The 14,640-nt window shown below is 58.4% G+C and carries 16 protein-coding genes; 14 read left to right on the top strand and 2 right to left on the bottom strand.

Annotated features, from left to right (window positions below; all coding sequences use genetic code 11):
- Window positions 1–18: 18 nt before the first annotated feature.
- From I9H07_RS16595 to I9H07_RS16535, 13 genes are all read left to right on the top strand, one after another.
- The gene (locus I9H07_RS16595; RefSeq protein ID WP_236424664.1) at window positions 19–309 is read left to right on the top strand and encodes a putative phage tail assembly chaperone; all 291 of its coding nucleotides are present in this window, start codon (window positions 19–21) and stop codon (window positions 307–309) included.
- Window positions 310–329: 20 nt separating this feature from the next.
- Complete coding sequence (locus tag I9H07_RS16590; RefSeq protein ID WP_003342293.1) at window positions 330–473, top strand: DUF6890 family protein; 144 nt, start codon at window positions 330–332, stop codon at window positions 471–473.
- A 5-nt stretch (window positions 474–478) separates the two neighbouring features.
- Complete coding sequence (locus I9H07_RS16585; RefSeq protein WP_236424665.1) at window positions 479–2,743, top strand: phage tail tape measure protein; 2,265 nt, start codon at window positions 479–481, stop codon at window positions 2,741–2,743.
- Window positions 2,743–3,060, top strand: a complete 318-nt coding sequence (locus tag I9H07_RS16580) for a DUF2590 family protein (protein WP_003342289.1) — start codon at window positions 2,743–2,745, stop codon at window positions 3,058–3,060. The genes I9H07_RS16585 and I9H07_RS16580 overlap by 1 nt, the downstream gene beginning before the upstream one ends.
- Complete coding sequence (locus I9H07_RS16575; protein ID WP_005737176.1) at window positions 3,057–4,226, top strand: baseplate J/gp47 family protein; 1,170 nt, start codon at window positions 3,057–3,059, stop codon at window positions 4,224–4,226. The genes I9H07_RS16580 and I9H07_RS16575 overlap by 4 nt, the downstream gene beginning before the upstream one ends.
- Window positions 4,223–4,747, top strand: coding sequence for a phage tail protein (locus tag I9H07_RS16570; protein ID WP_236424666.1), 525 nt, complete (start codon window positions 4,223–4,225; stop codon window positions 4,745–4,747). The genes I9H07_RS16575 and I9H07_RS16570 overlap by 4 nt, the downstream gene beginning before the upstream one ends.
- Window positions 4,748–4,755: 8 nt before the next feature.
- Window positions 4,756–7,200 carry a phage tail protein gene (locus I9H07_RS16565; protein WP_236424667.1) on the top strand — a complete coding sequence of 815 codons (2,445 nt, stop codon included), beginning with the start codon at window positions 4,756–4,758 and terminating at the stop codon, window positions 7,198–7,200.
- On the top strand, window positions 7,201–7,800 hold the full coding sequence (locus I9H07_RS16560) for a phage tail assembly chaperone (RefSeq protein WP_122220354.1): 600 nt from the start codon (window positions 7,201–7,203) through the stop codon (window positions 7,798–7,800). It abuts the gene before it with no gap.
- Window positions 7,797–8,723 carry a hypothetical protein gene (locus tag I9H07_RS16555; protein ID WP_236424668.1) on the top strand — a complete coding sequence of 309 codons (927 nt, stop codon included), beginning with the start codon at window positions 7,797–7,799 and terminating at the stop codon, window positions 8,721–8,723. The genes I9H07_RS16560 and I9H07_RS16555 overlap by 4 nt, the downstream gene beginning before the upstream one ends.
- Window positions 8,720–9,250 (top strand): DNA-binding protein, encoded by a 531-nt coding sequence (locus I9H07_RS16550; protein WP_074997942.1) that lies wholly within the window; start codon window positions 8,720–8,722, stop codon window positions 9,248–9,250. Before I9H07_RS16555 ends, I9H07_RS16550 begins: the two co-directional genes overlap by 4 nt.
- Complete coding sequence (locus I9H07_RS16545) at window positions 9,247–9,957, top strand: hypothetical protein (protein WP_074997943.1); 711 nt, start codon at window positions 9,247–9,249, stop codon at window positions 9,955–9,957. Before I9H07_RS16550 ends, I9H07_RS16545 begins: the two co-directional genes overlap by 4 nt.
- A complete protein-coding gene (locus I9H07_RS16540) occupies window positions 9,930–10,901 on the top strand; it encodes a hypothetical protein (RefSeq protein WP_236424669.1) in 972 nt (323 codons plus the stop codon). The genes I9H07_RS16545 and I9H07_RS16540 overlap by 28 nt, the downstream gene beginning before the upstream one ends.
- Before the next feature lie 140 nt (window positions 10,902–11,041).
- Window positions 11,042–12,064 carry a ParA family protein gene (locus I9H07_RS16535; RefSeq protein ID WP_236427025.1) on the top strand — a complete coding sequence of 341 codons (1,023 nt, stop codon included), beginning with the start codon at window positions 11,042–11,044 and terminating at the stop codon, window positions 12,062–12,064.
- A 211-nt stretch (window positions 12,065–12,275) separates the two neighbouring features.
- On the opposite strand, the gene I9H07_RS16530 is transcribed toward I9H07_RS16535, so the two are convergent.
- Together I9H07_RS16530 and I9H07_RS16525 are read right to left on the bottom strand one after the other, a co-directional pair.
- On the bottom strand, window positions 12,276–12,572 hold the full coding sequence (locus I9H07_RS16530) for a hypothetical protein (protein ID WP_236425569.1): 297 nt from the start codon (window positions 12,570–12,572) through the stop codon (window positions 12,276–12,278).
- Complete coding sequence (locus I9H07_RS16525) at window positions 12,572–12,820, bottom strand: hypothetical protein (protein ID WP_236425568.1); 249 nt, start codon at window positions 12,818–12,820, stop codon at window positions 12,572–12,574. Before I9H07_RS16525 ends, I9H07_RS16530 begins: the two co-directional genes overlap by 1 nt.
- A gap of 593 nt (window positions 12,821–13,413) precedes the next feature.
- On the opposite strand from I9H07_RS16525, the gene I9H07_RS16520 reads away from it, so the two are divergent.
- Entirely contained in the window at window positions 13,414–14,208 is a 795-nt protein-coding gene (locus I9H07_RS16520) for a DNA adenine methylase (protein ID WP_236425567.1), read from the top strand.
- Window positions 14,209–14,640: the final 432 nt, after the last annotated feature.

The following is a 14,640-nucleotide window of genomic DNA, read 5'->3' as shown; positions in this document are numbered from 1 at the left end:
CCTTACGGAAACACCGACATGAGCGAAGTAAACCGCAGCATCACCCTGGAACGTGGCGACAAGGAATTCACGTTCAACCTGACCCCGCAGGTGATCACCAAGTACTTCAATGCCACGACCCAGGCCAACAAGGTCGCGCCGGCCCACAACCTGCTGATGTGCACCGTCAAGGACGAAGACAAGGCCGCACTGAAGGCGCTGCTGGAAAACCCGATCACCACCATGACCCTGGCCGGTGCGTTGCTTGAAGAGTATTCGCCGGACGTTGAAGTGATCGTAAAAAAGCCCTCGAACATGCCGAAGGCCTGACCCAGGACGGGCTGGGCCAGTTGCTGGCCCTGACCCAACGCTGGCTGCCTGGCGCCGAGCCCACGATTGAAAGCATGGGCACCGCCAAGTGGCTTGAAGACGAACACTGGAGACGCATGGAAATTGCCGTCGCCAACGGCATTTCCACTGCCTTTAACGGATAACCCTGATGGCTGACCGTTCCGCCCGCCTGGCCTTCATCCTGAAACTGACCGACAAGGTCAGTGCCCCGTTGGGCAAGGTGAAAACCAGCTTCAGCGACCTTGCCGCCAAGAGCCAGCAGAACATCATTCAGATGGGTGCAGGCCTGGCCGGCATGGTGGGGGCGGGCAAGGCCATCACCGAATCATTGGAACCGGCGCTGGAAGTGAACCGGGCGCTGGGCGACATGCGCGCTTTGGGCACCACCGAAGACGCGCTGGCTTCGCTGAACCGGACGGCCCTCGAATTCTCGATCACCTACGCCGCCAGCGCCGCCGAGTTCGTGGCGTCGTCACGCGTCATCGATGGCGCGATCAAGGGCCTGGTAGGCGGCCAGCTGGCCACCATCACCAGTGCCAGCAATCTGTTGGCCAAGGTCACCAAATCCGACGCCGAAACGACCGGCGCTTACCTGGGCACCATGTACAACCTGTTCAAGTCCCAGGCAGACAAGATGGGCCGGGTGGAGTGGGCGCAGCAGTTGACCGGCCAGACCGCGCTGGCGGTGAAGCTGTTCCGCACCGATGGTGCCCAGTTGAAAGACGCCTTCAAGGAAGTCGGGGCGATCGCGACCCAGGCCGGTGTCAGCTTTGCCGAACAAATGGCGGTGGTCGGTACGCTGTCCAGCACCATGGAAGGCGGCGACGCCGGCGGGCGCTACAAGGCGTTTTTCGAAAACCTCAGCGCGGCTGCCGAGAAAACCGGCCTGAGCTTCACGGACGCCTCCGGCAATGCACTGCCCATGCTGCAGATCATGGACAAGCTGCAGGGCAAGTACGGCGACCTGACCAGTGCTGCTGCCGGCACCAAGCTGATGGAAGTGTTCGGCGGTGAAGGTGCCCAGGTGATCGGCGCGCTAGCCAAGGACACCGATCGGCTGCGCAACGGAATTGCCGAACTGGGCAAGGTCCGGGGCCTGGAGAACGCCGAGAAGATGGCCAAGGCCATGGTCGACCCCTGGGAGCAGTTTGGCAAAGCCGTCGAAGCGCTGCGCATCGCTTTCGGTCAGTCCCTGATTCCGACGCTGACCCCGCTGATGGAACGTCTGGTGGGCATTGCCAAGACCTTGACCCGCTGGACGCAACTTTTCCCGAACATCACCCGGCTTATCGGTATCACCACGCTGGTGGTCTTTGGCTTCATCGCCGCGATGTCGTTGCTGACCCTGGTAGTCGGTGTCAGCAAAATGGTGTGGCTGGGCATGCTCACCGTATGGAAGCTGCTCACCTGGCAGGGCTTCAAATCGATCGCCATGTTCCTGTTCCACACGGTCATGGTCGCGGCTTTCGTGGTCGGCCTGATCGGTCTGTACACCTGGATGGCGATCGTGCGCGTCGGCATGCTGCTGTGGCAGGGCGCAATCTGGCTGGTCAACGCCGCCATGCTGGCCAACCCGGTGCTGCTGATCGTGGCCGGCATTGTCCTGCTGGCCGCTGCCGTGGTCGCAGCGGTCGTGTACTGGGACGAGCTGTGCGCCGCACTGATGAACACCACCGCGTTCCAGTGGATCAGCGATCAGATGGCCAAACTGTCCAGCTGGTTCGACTCGATGGGCGGCTGGTCAGGCATCGCCAAAACGGCCTGGGACAGCATCCTGTCTACGGTCAAGGGCGCAATCAATGGCCTGATCGAGATGGCCAACAAGATCCCCGGCATCAACATAGAAACCACGTTTGGTGATCTGCCAGAGCCGCCGAAGGTGCCAGATCTGCCCGGTCAGGTGGGAGCACCTGTACCGGGTCCACAACTGCCGGCAGCGGTCGCTCGATCTGCGCCGGCCCAGGGTGCTGCAGCGAGAGTCCAGGTGAAACCTGCACCGCCTATCAGCCTGCCGCAACCCAACGTGCTGCCCTTCAAACCGCTGCAGTTGCCTGCTCCGCAGATCAGCCAGGCCGACCCGATCATGCTGCCGCCGGCGTCGGCTGACCTGGCGTTTTCGATGCCGGCCAAAACGGCACTGCCAGAGCGCGTCGAGAAGGTCATCGAGCTGCCCGCCAAATCGGACAAGGGTATTGAGGCCCGCAAGGCGATCAACGCCAATACGTCGATCAGTCCCACCAAACCGCAGGCCGTCCCGAAAGGAGGACTGATGCAAAGCTTCCAGAGCCAGAGCAACGCCATGAACCCCAACCAGCGCCCCGGCACCCACGTCGAGACACTGAATATCAATACCTCTAAACCGATGACACCGCTGGAGCTGGAAAACATGATGGCCATGGCGGTGGGCGGCTGATGAGTGAATACGTCGACCTGCTGATCATGAACAACGACCTGGTACTCGACCCGGCTCGCCAGCCCCTGCTGGTGGATGACCGCGCCTCGATCGCTCAGGACATCGCGCATCTGATCCGCGAAAGTGGCCTGCTGATCACCCTGGTGGCCGAGCGCGACCGGTTGCGTCAGCGTGACTGCATTCAGCAGATGGAGCTGCTCGTCGAGGATGACGAACGCCTGGTACCAGGTACTGCGCAGATCGAGCAGACCCAGCCGGGTGTGTACCTGGTGACCGCCACGACCGTGAAGTTTGGCCAGGTGGAGATCACCTTATGACCGTCGACTTCAAAAAGGCGCTGGGTGACTCCGGCATTCCGACCACCGAGGCGCAGCTCAAACAGGCCTGGGAAAAGCTGGCCGTCGAGCAGGGCAGCACGCTGACCAACACCAGCGCGTACAGCCCGTTCTGGCGAATCATCACGGCGCTGGTCACCAAGCCAGTGCTTTGGCTGTTGGAGTTTGTCAGTGGCACGGTGCTGCCGAACTTCTTCGTCAAGACTGCCGGCGCGCAATGGCTGGACATGCTGGCGTGGGCGGTGAACATCGAGCGCAAGGCCGCGACGGTGGCCGTTGGTGAACTGCTCTTTACCCGCGCCAATACCGGTGGCGAGCTGGAAGTGCCGATCGGCACTGTCGTTCAGTCACCGACCCTCAATGGTCATATCTACCAGTTGGTAACCACCGAGCCGCGCAGCTTTGAAGAGGGCCAGAGCCAGTTGGTGGTGCCGGTCAAGGCCGTGGGAGCCGGCAGCGGCTACAACCTGGCACCGGGTTACTACGCGGTGCTGCCTCAGTCGGTACCGGGCGTTGTCCAGGTGGTAAACAACACCGACTGGCTGCAGACGCCTGGCGCGGATTCCGAGCATGACGACCAGCTGCGTCTGCGCGTGCGCAACCAGTTTTCGGCGGTCAACCAATGGCACACCGACGCGGTGTACCGGGCTATCATCACCGGGTTTCCTGGGGTTGCCGCTGATGGCGTGTACTTTGAACACGGCGCGCCGCGTGGGCCAGGCAGCGCCAATGCCTTCGTGCTGTTCGACGCCGGCGTGCCCGCCGATACCTTCCTCGAGCAGATCAACACGCATATCCGCGACGGCGGCAACCATGGCCACGGCGACGATCTGCTGGCCATGGCCATGCCTGAAACCCTGCACGCGATCAGCGTCAAGGTCTGGCCGGTGGCGAACCTGACAGCGCTGCAGTTGCAGACGCTGCAGGCTGAGGTCGGGCTGTTCATCCGCGCTGCGTTCCGCGAAAGCACCCAGAGTGACTACGCGCCGACTCGGACATTTCCCCAGTCACGTTTCAGTTTCAGCCGCCTGACCGAAGAGCTGCACGTTCAGTTTCCGGATATCAGTTCGTTGCGGTTTGCCAACAGTGACATCGTCTCGGCGTTGGACATCCCGCGCATCAGCACCCTGGCGGTGGTCCTGCAATGATCAAGCTCAAGCTGCCGTTCTGGCTCGAAGGGCTGGAGCTGACCAAGCTGGTCACCACCGCCCAGCTCTGGTGGGAGCAGGCCACCGAGTGGCTGCGCTGGCCGTACCTGCAGCTCGACGCGGACACGTGCCACCTGTCCATTTTGGAGCTGTGGGCCTGGCAGCGTGATGTCACGCGGTTTCCCGCCGAACCTGAAAGCCTGTTCCGTCTGCGGGTCAAGTACGCCTTTATCAACTCGGTGGACGCCGGCAGTACTGCTGGTTTGAAACGCATCCTGGAGCGCTTGGGCGTCGGCTACGTCGAGATCCAGGAGCGCATGCCCGAACGCGACTGGGACGTCGTGTTGCTCACCCTGAGCGATTCCCAACTGTCCGAGAACCCCGACCTGTTGCGTGTGCTGATCCGTCAGTACGGACGCACCTGCCGCCGGTATGACTTCGTAACCATCACCCCGGTGCGGCTTGCTGTTGCCCTGGTGGATTTCAATGACGATCAGCAAACGCTGGTCGCCAGCCTTTAGGAGCCCTCATGGCTGCAAGTATCACCCTCGCCGGCGAGAAACTGATCGCCCAGAAACAAGCGGCCAACCTGCCGCTGACCGTCGCCCGCTTCGTGCTGGCCAACGTGCCCGGCCTCAATGTGAGCGGCCCGGTCAATCGCGCCGGCGTGAAGCCGCCAGCGGCCCAGATCGTCTACACCGCAAACATCACCCAGCAGGGCTATGTGAACCCTAACCAGGTGGTGTACAGCCTCCTGATGGGCACCGATATCGGTGACTTCGACTGGAACTGGATCGGCCTGGAGACCAGCGACGACGTGCTGCTGTCGGTCGCCTACGTGCCGTTGCAACAGAAGCGCAAGAACGTCCTGCCTGACCAGATCGGCAACAACGTGACGCGCAACTTCCTGGTGGTGTTCGACGGTGCCCAGCAGCTGACCGGCATCAAGATCGATGCAAGCACCTGGCAGCACGACTTCACTGTACGCCTCAAAGGCATCGACGAACGCGAGCGGCTGAGCAATCGCGATGTGTTTGGCCGTGCCTGCTTCTTTGATAGCGGTTTGAAACTGGAGAAAGTCGGTAGCACCTACCAGCTCAAGGCGGGGGTGGCTTATGTCGAAGGAATTCGTCTGGAGTCGACAGCCGTCCTGCCGGTCGTCGTGCCGTCGGTGCCCAACAAGGCCTGGCTGGATGTGTCTCTGCAGCGCGATCACAGCGACGTGGTGGGTACGTTCCAAGTGGTGTTTGGCATGGACAAGGCGGATTACAACGACGGTGCCGGCGCACGCCATTACTTGGTGCCGTTGGCCGACTTGCCCACCTCATCGTTGATTACCGATCTGCGCAGCGTCGAGCCGATCATCACTGAACTGATCAAACACCTGGCCGCCCGGGTTGGCGACTATCCCAATCTGCGCGCCCGGGCCACCACGAAAGATGACGTGAAGCTGGACCAGATTCCCAACGCGATCAGCAGTGATCCAACCAGCAACAGTGATCAAGTGTTGGCCACCACCAAAATGGTCGTAGCTGTACGCCAACTGCTCGAGGCCCTGGTCGACACCAAGCTCAACAAAAACGGTGGGAATGTCACGGGTACGATCAACACTACGCAGTCCATCGTGCTCAATAACGGTAGCAATGACTCGCCAGAGGTGCGCTGGGCGACGACGTTACGTACCGTCTTTGCTGATGTGTATAACCATACGTTCCGAATCTTTTCGACAGGCGTACCGGATCCGCTGAACCTGGACCTGGCCAACCAGCGTGCTTATCTGTTTGGCCGCGAGCCGTGGGACACCGGTAACTTCAATCCGGCCCTTAAAGCTGATCTGGCGGGGGCAGCATTTACCGGCCCGGTCAGAGTGCCTTCGCTACCGGCCACGACCAAGGACCAGCAGGCCGCTAACACTGCCTTTGTGCATTCGGTGGTCGCCGCGCTGGTGGACTCGTCGCCGGCGGCGCTCGACACCCTCAAGGAGCTGGCGACGGCCCTGGGCAACGATCCCAACTTTGCCACCAGCATGACCAATGCCCTGGCGGGGAAACTGTCGACCAGCGGCGGCACGGTGGCCGGCCGACTATACAGCCGCAAATCAGATGCTCAACTCGGCGTTTGGGGATCTGCGGGTCTGGTTCTCGATTCGGATTTGCACCCAGCCATTACCTTTCATGCCTCTTCGCGTGGTGTGGCGCGGATGCTGGGGCTCCAAACTGACAATGAACTGTATCTGGGCGGATCTGACCCTGGCCAGCCGCAGTACAAGCTGTACCACTCGGGCAACTTCAATCCTGCCGGCAAAGCCAACGTCGCCACCACCCTCGGTGGCTATGGCATCACCGACGCCTATACCGCCAGCCAGTCAGATGGGCGTTTTGTGCGGCTCGCGGGTGAAAACGGCTACACCGCATTCAGCCTCGGTCAGGTTCCTTCGCTGGCAGCGGCGGGTGCTCACAACCAAGCCCACGCCCCTCTGGCGATTGTGAACGGCAATAACCCGGCCGCTGCGGCAGTGATTACATTTCATCGGGGCGGGTCCTACGGCACGTTCTTTGGTCTGGACACGGACAACCAGTTTGCTTTCGGTGGCTGGTCAGCGGGTAACGCCCGGTACCGTTTTTGGACCGAAGCCAACCGGCCGAAAAACACTGCCTCGGTTGAGGTCAACGGCTGGCACAAAGACGCTGACACCGGTCGCATCGAGCAGTGGGGGCGAGTCACGCTGGTATCGCCGAATGCCGTCGGGGCGGTGGCGGAAGCGGGGATTTATTTTCCGATGTCGTTCCCGGCCGCGTTCCACTCTGTGACGTTCGGCATTGAGGCGGTCGGAGAGACCACTGAAATTGCCGAGAACCTGGTGGGGTTTCATAGCTCTGGCTTGGGCGCCATGACCGTACGCGTTCAACGCGTTGCCGGCAGTAACCCAAGCAACACGCCCATCACCATCCACTACCGCGTAACGGGGAAATAAATGGAGTTCTTTTACGGTCGCCCGTCGGGCGGGTTTTACAGCAGCGCGAGCCACGGCCCCCGAACCATCACCATCGATGACCCAACCTTCGAACGACCGAAGATCCTGGTCCCGGATCCCGCATACATCGCGGGCGACCACAGCCAGGAGGAGTCCGTGCCGATGATCGAGATCGATGACCTCGGCGTCCCGGTGCCGCAGATTACCGTCGACAATCCGGAATGCCTGCTGCCCCCGGCGAGCGATCTGATCGAGATCAGCATAGAGCACTACCAATCCTTACTGGAGGCACAGAGCAACGGCATGCGTATCGGCCTGGATGACAGTGGTCGACCTGCTGCTATTGCGCCGTTTGGTCCCAGCATCGAGACGCTGCGCGAGAATGATCGTTGCTGGCGGGACTATCAGCTCAAACAGACCGATGGGATGGTCAACCGTCACCGTGACGAGCTCGAAGCGGGGCAGGCAACGACGTTGTCGGTGGAACACTACATGGCGCTGCAGGCCTATCGTGGCGCGCTGCGTGATTGGCCGGAGCATTCGTCGTTCCCTGACATTTCAGCCCGCCCATCAGCCCCGATCTGGTTGGTGCTGCCATGAGTTGGACCAACATCAAGTTTCGCTGGCCGGTACAAGCCACTCAATGGATGGACCAGATGGCCGGCGCTCGCAATCTCATCCAGGGCGAAATGCTCAGCACTGGGGAGCGAGTCTCCAAGCTAGCCGACATCGCGACCACCAGCCCGGGGCCGATCGGCGGCGCCGCACAAGCGGCGATCAGCGCCGGCCGTACCGCCTTGGCGGCCCAGTTCGATAATGTCCCGTCGTGTATCGTCGTGACGCCATTCCAGCACGGGGTTGGCCAGGGCAGCGGCGGCCACCAGCGCTTTTTGTCCGCGCCGAACCTGCTACAACTACTGGCTGACAAGCTGACGGACACCACTGACGCTGTCCGCCCTCAAGGTCAGCAAAGCGCCTTGGTGCTGATCTTCCTCGCCACGCGTCTGGACCAGCTTGCGGCGACGTTGGGTCGGTTCAACGTTGTGCTGCCTATGCCGGACCTGGTGCGCGCCGAACGTCGGGCCGAACACCTGGCCAAGCTGGAGGTGGAAAAGTGGGTCATGCCGATCGCCGGGCAAATGCCGCTCTGGAGCCAGTTGCCGCTGCAGCGGTGCCCGATCACCAAGCTGGCCAGCCAGTCCATGGCCGGCCAACTGGCTGTACTTGAGGGCTATGCTGCTGACAGCTCGCCCATGGCGGACCTCGCAGATCTGCAGGCACGAAAGAAGGCGCAGGCCCAGAAGCGCGATCAGCAGCTGGCCGACCTGAAAGCCCAGTTCACCAACAGTGCAGACGACGTGTCGATCCAGTCTAGGATGCTGGGACCGGGTGACCTGGGCCAGCTGCGCCGCGAACTACTCGAGGGCGAAGCACCGGGCCATGAATGGCCGCTGTGTGCCGGCGCGCTGCTAGTGGGATCTGCAGAGAGCCTGAGCTTTGTCCAGGAACTGGTGGGCCTATGACGCTGCTACTCAACGGCGAGCAGATCATCGGCCACCGCATGAAGCTGACAGCCAGCCTTAAGATTGAGGCCGACGAGCTGGGCGGGCAGACATCGGCAACCGACAAATCGCACAAGGGTTTCAAACCCAAGACTTTGACCGTTGCGCTGACAATCCCCTACAAGGCCCTCGAGGACCTGCGCACGATCATGCGCCTGGCCGAGGCGACTGCAGGCGGTGGCCAGCTACAGACCTACCGCATCGTGAACGACACGGCCAAGGCATTTGGCATCCGGCAGGTGACGTTCTCTGACGGGGTCAGCGCCCGTGAGGACGACACACTGGCCCAATGGATCGTCCAGTTCACGCTGAGCGAGAAGCTATCCAACCCGGAGAAGGTCGAGAACCGGCGCGCCGGCAACGGCGTCACGTCGCAGTCAGCACCAGGTGATGGTGTTGAGGGCAGCGGATCGGGCACGCCCGAAGAACTGACAGGCTTTGAGGCAGTGCTCAAGAAGGTGGACACCTACCTAGGCGGCGCTTCATGAGCATGAAGCTGCACAAGGTGCTGACGATCGGCGGCGCGGTCATGCCGCTGGTCAATGACGATGTCCGTCTGGACCTCAAGAGTCCAGGCCGCGCCACGTTCACGATCAAGGCGGGCGTAACCGTCAAAGGATTGGTCACGTTCGATATCGGCTACAACGAAGCGGTCCTGCAGCGTCATTTCATTGGCTACGTCGAACGCTGCACCGCCACCAACGGGATTGAGCAGGTGGTGCTGTGTCGTGAGTTAGCCGCGGTGCTGGCCAACCCATTGCCCATAAACCTGCGCCATGTAGATCTGCGCGCGGTGTTGGCCGATATCGGCAGCAAGACCGGCCTGCGTTTCCGGGTTCCGGATCAGGCCTACACACGCGTCAAGACGCCGTTTTTCTACAACCTGGCCGCTGGATACCAGGCGCTGGACAGCATGGCGCGGGTGTTCGGCATCAAGGATTTTATCTGGCAGCAACAGGGCGACGGCGAGATCTACGTCGGTGCTTGGGCTGACAGTTTCTTCGGCGCTCGGTCGCCGTTGCAGTTGCCGGTTAACCTTTTCGACGGTTACCAGGGCAGCCAGAGCGCAATGATCGCGGCCTTGCCAGGCCTGCGACCAGGCGTATCAATCAACCAGGGCGAGCGGATCACAAACGTGACGCTGGCCGGCACACAGATGGCTATCAAATGGACGACGCAATCAAGCGCAGCGTAGAGCGGCAATTCCCTGAACTCACTGGCGGCTATCACTTGCCGCGCTTCGCCAAGGTCGTGGCCGTGGCGGATGCGCCGGCCAGCGCCGGGCTGTGTGACGACTTCCGCCCGCGTTTCTCGGTCGACCTGCAGGTGATGGGGCCGGACGGCGAGATCGATACAGCATTGCCGGTACTGGCCGGCGTGCCGCTGCCCATGCCGGTGGGTGGTGATGAAATGGGGTTCTTTGCCTTTCCGGAGGAGGGCACCAGCGTGGTGGTGTGCTTCGCTTATGGCTTGCCACACAAACCCTACATCCAGACCATCCTGCCGCACGGCCTGACACTGCCGAAGGTTCCAAAAGGCGACCAGGTGTGGCAGCACAGCGACGCCGTGCAGCAGCGCGTCGACGCGGACGGTAACTGGCTGCGCAAGACTGACGGCAAGATCCAGGACCAGGCGATCGAGCGCGAGGTTGACGCTATGACGAACACCGAAAGCTTCCAGAGCCACACCAGGACGGTGGACGACCATTCGACCGAGTCAGTGGGTGGCGTGAAGAAGATCGAGGCTCTGGGGGCACTCAAGCTGCTGTCAGGCGGATCCGCGAGCCTGGCGGCAGTGGACGACTTGCACCAGGCGACCGGGCGCGATCTGAACCTAGTAGTCGGCCAGAAGCACAACGCCACGGTGGGTGGCGACATGGTGGAGAGGATTCAGGGATTGCGAAAAAGCATCACCAGCGAGAGTCAGCGTCTGCAGGCTCCTAAAAACTGGGTTGGGTCGGACGGTGTGAACATCTTTCAGGTCGTGTGTGATCTGCTCGATCTGATTCAGGACATGAACGCCCAACTGGCTGTGCATACCCACGGACCGACGCCGGTGCCTGGAAATGCTACGGCTTTCTCGACGCATTCGTCCCGTGCCGAAATACTCTCAGGAGCTCTTAGAGCCATTACTATCTGAGCAATCTCTGGTAACAAGAAAAATCTTATACAGCGCACTTCCACTAGGCTGGCCTCCAATGCACGAAGTCGCAAATTTACTGGACAGAGGTATGGCAAAAGGCTAGCTTGACAGTCCGAAAAAATAAAATGGATTTACTTATGAAAATGATTTCGCTGTTCAATCATAAAGGTGGCGTTAGTAAAACTACAACTACATTTAATTTAGGGTGGATGCTTGCCGAGCAAGGTTACAAAATACTAATCGTTGACACAGATCCTCAATGCAATTTGACCGCCCTCGTCCTCGGCTACTCTTCCATCGATGATACTTCAGAGTTTTACGCTAAGAATCCAAACTGTGACCTTTATACCTGTATCTTGCCTGTTCTGAATGGTGAAGGTCGTCATCTCGATGCAGCTCCGGTGGCTACGGCGCACCCTAATCTATCACTTTTATGCGGAAATCTTCAGCTCTCTGAAGCAGAAACGCAGATTAGCGTAGCTCTCACCACGGCTGCAAAGTTACCTGCTATGAGAAACATACCGGGAGTTCTCGGTGCATGCATCCGCTCAGCAGCAACTAAAAATGACTTTGATTATGTCTTAGTAGATATGAGTCCAAGCGTCGGGGCATTAAATCAATGTCTTCTTATGTCAAGCGATTATTTTATAGTACCTACAGCACCTGATTTCTTTTGTGCTCAGGCTATAAAATCCTTAACGCGTGTAGTACCTAAATGGAATAAAGAGGTTTCTGATTTCAGAGATTCAAGCTTTGTTTATCATTTACCGGAGAATCCGCCAAAATTTATCGGCATTATCTCTCAAAAATATAGACCACGAAATGGCGCTCCTGCTAAATCTTTTCAACGATGGATCGATATTATCAACAGCGAAGTGGCCAATGCCTTGGTTCCTGCTCTAGTTCCTTTTCATATGTGCTTGGACGATGCATTATTTAAATCTTTCTCGATAGAGGACGAGCCGTATAATCTTGCAAATATTGCAGATTTTAACTCTCTTATAGCGCAAGCTCAGAAGCATAATGTACCCGTTTTTGCTTTAACGGATGACCAAATTGAACAGGGTGGAAATATTCTTGATAATATGAAGCTTAGTCGAGATGATTTTGGAAAAACTTTTTATGAGCTGTCATTGAAGGTGGTCGGACTTACAGCGTAGCTGGAAGCCAGACGTAATAACGGTCGCATATAGGGCCGCTTAAAAGAGCTCTGATCTATAGCGCGGCAGAGGTGGATCCTCTGTCCCGCCCTGGTTGGTCAATTACTTTTTACACGTCACAGCTGGTTTAATTGGACTGCGAAGTTTTGGTTCATTGGTTCCCAATGCATCTACCAGTTCGGCTTTGCAGGTGTCGATCAGCACATCGATATCACTGGTGCCTACACCACCATGACTGCGCGTAGGCGCAGCCGTCGATGTATTCGATTCCACTCAGCACGAACCCATTGTGGGCCATTGTGGCCAACGTTACGTCCAGCAGCTCCGGCAGCCGCTGTGCCTCCTTTGGCATGCCTGCATCGAGCCAGGCAATGTTTGCATGTCTGCCAAAATGATCGCAGTGAACTGATCGGACTATTACGTTCCCTAGTACCGCTTCGAAACGGTCCCTTTCTTTTGGCCCCAACGCTACACCCTTGCGCCTCATTGGAACGACCAAGACCTGCATCAGGCGGCACTGTCCGAGGCAGGGAGGTCCAGCTGCGCCTCAATTGCATAGGCGAGCGCGCCGTCAGCTAGCTCCAGCATGTCGCTGTATTCCTCTGGACTCACGATCTGAGAGGCATGCAAAGCGCCGGCCTGCCGTACCAGCAGCTTGTGGTGACCGCCAGGGCTTGTGAGCAATGCGGTGCTGTCGTCAAGAAGCGTGATCCATGCAGCCACCGCTATTTTTTTCTCTGTGTTGGCCGTGGACATGATTGTCTACCCTCCGACTATTTTGCTGTATGTGCATACAGTACATTCGGTCGATCTTGGATTGCCACCGGTGTCCGATGAAATGCCTAAATCCGCTTGAGAAAACCAGAGGAGGAAATCTGCTCGGGAATAAAAAAAGCGAAGGAAATGCACTTATCCCCCTCCCGCCGACGGGCTTTGTGTCCGTTTTTTTTGCAAATCTCTGAGGTGTGCAAACATGGCTCGAGCCGCGCCAGGCCGTAGGCCTTGGCTGAGTGTTGTGAATTGCACGGAATGCAAAGAATTGCCAACAAGTGCATTAGGGCGCACATGGCAGAGTGCGGTGTGACCACGTATCTCAGTTTGCTCCGCCCCCGGCCCCATTGACTCAAAAAAATAAAAAGTGCGATTAAGTCGTTTTCCCGTTTCTGAATCGGCGATCCAGGCGGCAATCGCTTACTTGCTTCGGAATCGTAATTGGGTTGCGACAACCTTTCTAAACCGGGGCTTGCAGCGCATATGGGCGGACGCTGGCATTTGCACAAAATCACATCGATGGGGCGGAATTGACGTATGATAAAATACTGTTTATCCATACAGTAAAAGGTTTCTTTATGTCTTCTCCAATCATTCCCTGGATGGGTGGTAAGCGTCGTCTTGCCGATCGCCTGATTCCGCTGTTCCCGCCGCATGAATGCTATGTCGAGGTCTTCGGGGGCGGTGCCGCTCTTTATTTCATGCGACCGCAAGGTGCGCCAGTGGAAGTACTCAACGATATTAACGGTGACCTGGTGACCCTGTACCGGGTCGTGCAGAACCACCTCGAAGAGTTCGTGCGCCAGTTCAAATGGGCGCTCAGTTCACGCCAGATCTTTGAGTGGCAAAAAATGACCCGCCCTGAAACGCTTACGGACATTCAGCGAGCTGCACGTTTTTTCTACCTGCAGCATCACGCATTTGCCGGCAAGGTCACTGGACAATCGTTCGGCACGGCCACTACAGCACCGGCGATCAATCTTCTGCGCATCGAAGAGAATTTGTCCGCAGCCTGGCAGCGACTGTCCGGTACCTACGTCGAGAACCTTCCTTGGCTGGACTGCGCTGAACGATACGACCGCAGCCATACCTTCCACTACATGGATCCGCCTTACTGGCAGACCGCAGGGTATGGGGTAGAATTTGCGTTTGAGAACTACGAGCGAATGGCTGACTTCATGCGTAGGTGCAAAGGGAAGGTGATGGTAAGTATCAACGACCACCCTGATATACGCGAAGTGTTCAAAGGCTTCCATTTTGAAAGTGTTTTCATCCGTTATACTAATTCCAATCAGCGTAGAGCAAAAGCGGATGAGAGTGCAGAGTTGATCATCACGAATTGGGAGCCTTCCCAGTTAGGACAACTGTTTTAACAAAACGCCAGCAGAGTGCTGTAATCTGAAGCGCCAGTGGAAGGCTCACTACCACAATCCGCATCTTGACGGCTTTACATCGGAGGTAAATTTGGGCTGTTACTCAAAGCAATTTACGCTGGCCGTGCTGCAGGATAGACCTTACTTTGACAGGCTCTCGGAATATTTGATCGACCAAGTGATCGAGTTGTCATGCGATCGCCTGGCATTTTTCACTCGAGCGCTCGACGCGATGGAGCGAGGTTCGCCCATTACAAGAAGTCCTGGAGCTTTTAGCGCGTCTGGCGTCCTGGCGGGGTATGGGCATGTGCATTTCAAAAGGCAGGACTGGGCAGCAGGAAACTTAGCAGCGCTGCATGGAAAGCCTCCTTCACAGCCCATGGATGTCACACTAGATCAGATCGTACGGTCACTCTTGGCAGCAGGGAAAGG

Source organism: Pseudomonas syringae (assembly GCF_023278085.1).
In the GTDB taxonomy this organism is placed as follows: domain Bacteria; phylum Pseudomonadota; class Gammaproteobacteria; order Pseudomonadales; family Pseudomonadaceae; genus Aquipseudomonas; species Aquipseudomonas syringae_Q.
Note: the sequence above shows the minus strand (reverse complement) of the source record. Positions and strands in the feature narration are given on the sequence as shown.

What these genes read in the sequence shown, in the direction of transcription:
- I9H07_RS16585 (WP_236424665.1), top strand. Translation starts at nt 479, where the DNA reads ATGGCTGACCGTTCCGCCCGCCTGGCCTTCATCCTGAAACTGACCGAC.
- I9H07_RS16580 (WP_003342289.1), top strand. Translation starts at nt 2,743, where the DNA reads ATGAGTGAATACGTCGACCTGCTGATCATGAACAACGACCTGGTACTC.
- I9H07_RS16575 (WP_005737176.1), top strand. Translation starts at nt 3,057, where the DNA reads ATGACCGTCGACTTCAAAAAGGCGCTGGGTGACTCCGGCATTCCGACC.
- I9H07_RS16550 (WP_074997942.1), top strand. Translation starts at nt 8,720, where the DNA reads ATGACGCTGCTACTCAACGGCGAGCAGATCATCGGCCACCGCATGAAG.
- I9H07_RS16560 (WP_122220354.1), top strand. Translation starts at nt 7,201, where the DNA reads ATGGAGTTCTTTTACGGTCGCCCGTCGGGCGGGTTTTACAGCAGCGCG.
- I9H07_RS16555 (WP_236424668.1), top strand. Translation starts at nt 7,797, where the DNA reads ATGAGTTGGACCAACATCAAGTTTCGCTGGCCGGTACAAGCCACTCAA.
- I9H07_RS16520 (WP_236425567.1), top strand. Translation starts at nt 13,414, where the DNA reads ATGTCTTCTCCAATCATTCCCTGGATGGGTGGTAAGCGTCGTCTTGCC.
- I9H07_RS16595 (WP_236424664.1), top strand. Translation starts at nt 19, where the DNA reads ATGAGCGAAGTAAACCGCAGCATCACCCTGGAACGTGGCGACAAGGAA.
- I9H07_RS16540 (WP_236424669.1), top strand. Translation starts at nt 9,930, where the DNA reads ATGGACGACGCAATCAAGCGCAGCGTAGAGCGGCAATTCCCTGAACTC.
- I9H07_RS16545 (WP_074997943.1), top strand. Translation starts at nt 9,247, where the DNA reads ATGAGCATGAAGCTGCACAAGGTGCTGACGATCGGCGGCGCGGTCATG.
- I9H07_RS16530 (WP_236425569.1), bottom strand. Translation starts at nt 12,572, where the DNA reads ATGCAGGTCTTGGTCGTTCCAATGAGGCGCAAGGGTGTAGCGTTGGGG.
- I9H07_RS16535 (WP_236427025.1), top strand. Translation starts at nt 11,042, where the DNA reads ATGAAAATGATTTCGCTGTTCAATCATAAAGGTGGCGTTAGTAAAACT.
- I9H07_RS16570 (WP_236424666.1), top strand. Translation starts at nt 4,223, where the DNA reads ATGATCAAGCTCAAGCTGCCGTTCTGGCTCGAAGGGCTGGAGCTGACC.
- I9H07_RS16525 (WP_236425568.1), bottom strand. Translation starts at nt 12,820, where the DNA reads ATGTCCACGGCCAACACAGAGAAAAAAATAGCGGTGGCTGCATGGATC.
- I9H07_RS16565 (WP_236424667.1), top strand. Translation starts at nt 4,756, where the DNA reads ATGGCTGCAAGTATCACCCTCGCCGGCGAGAAACTGATCGCCCAGAAA.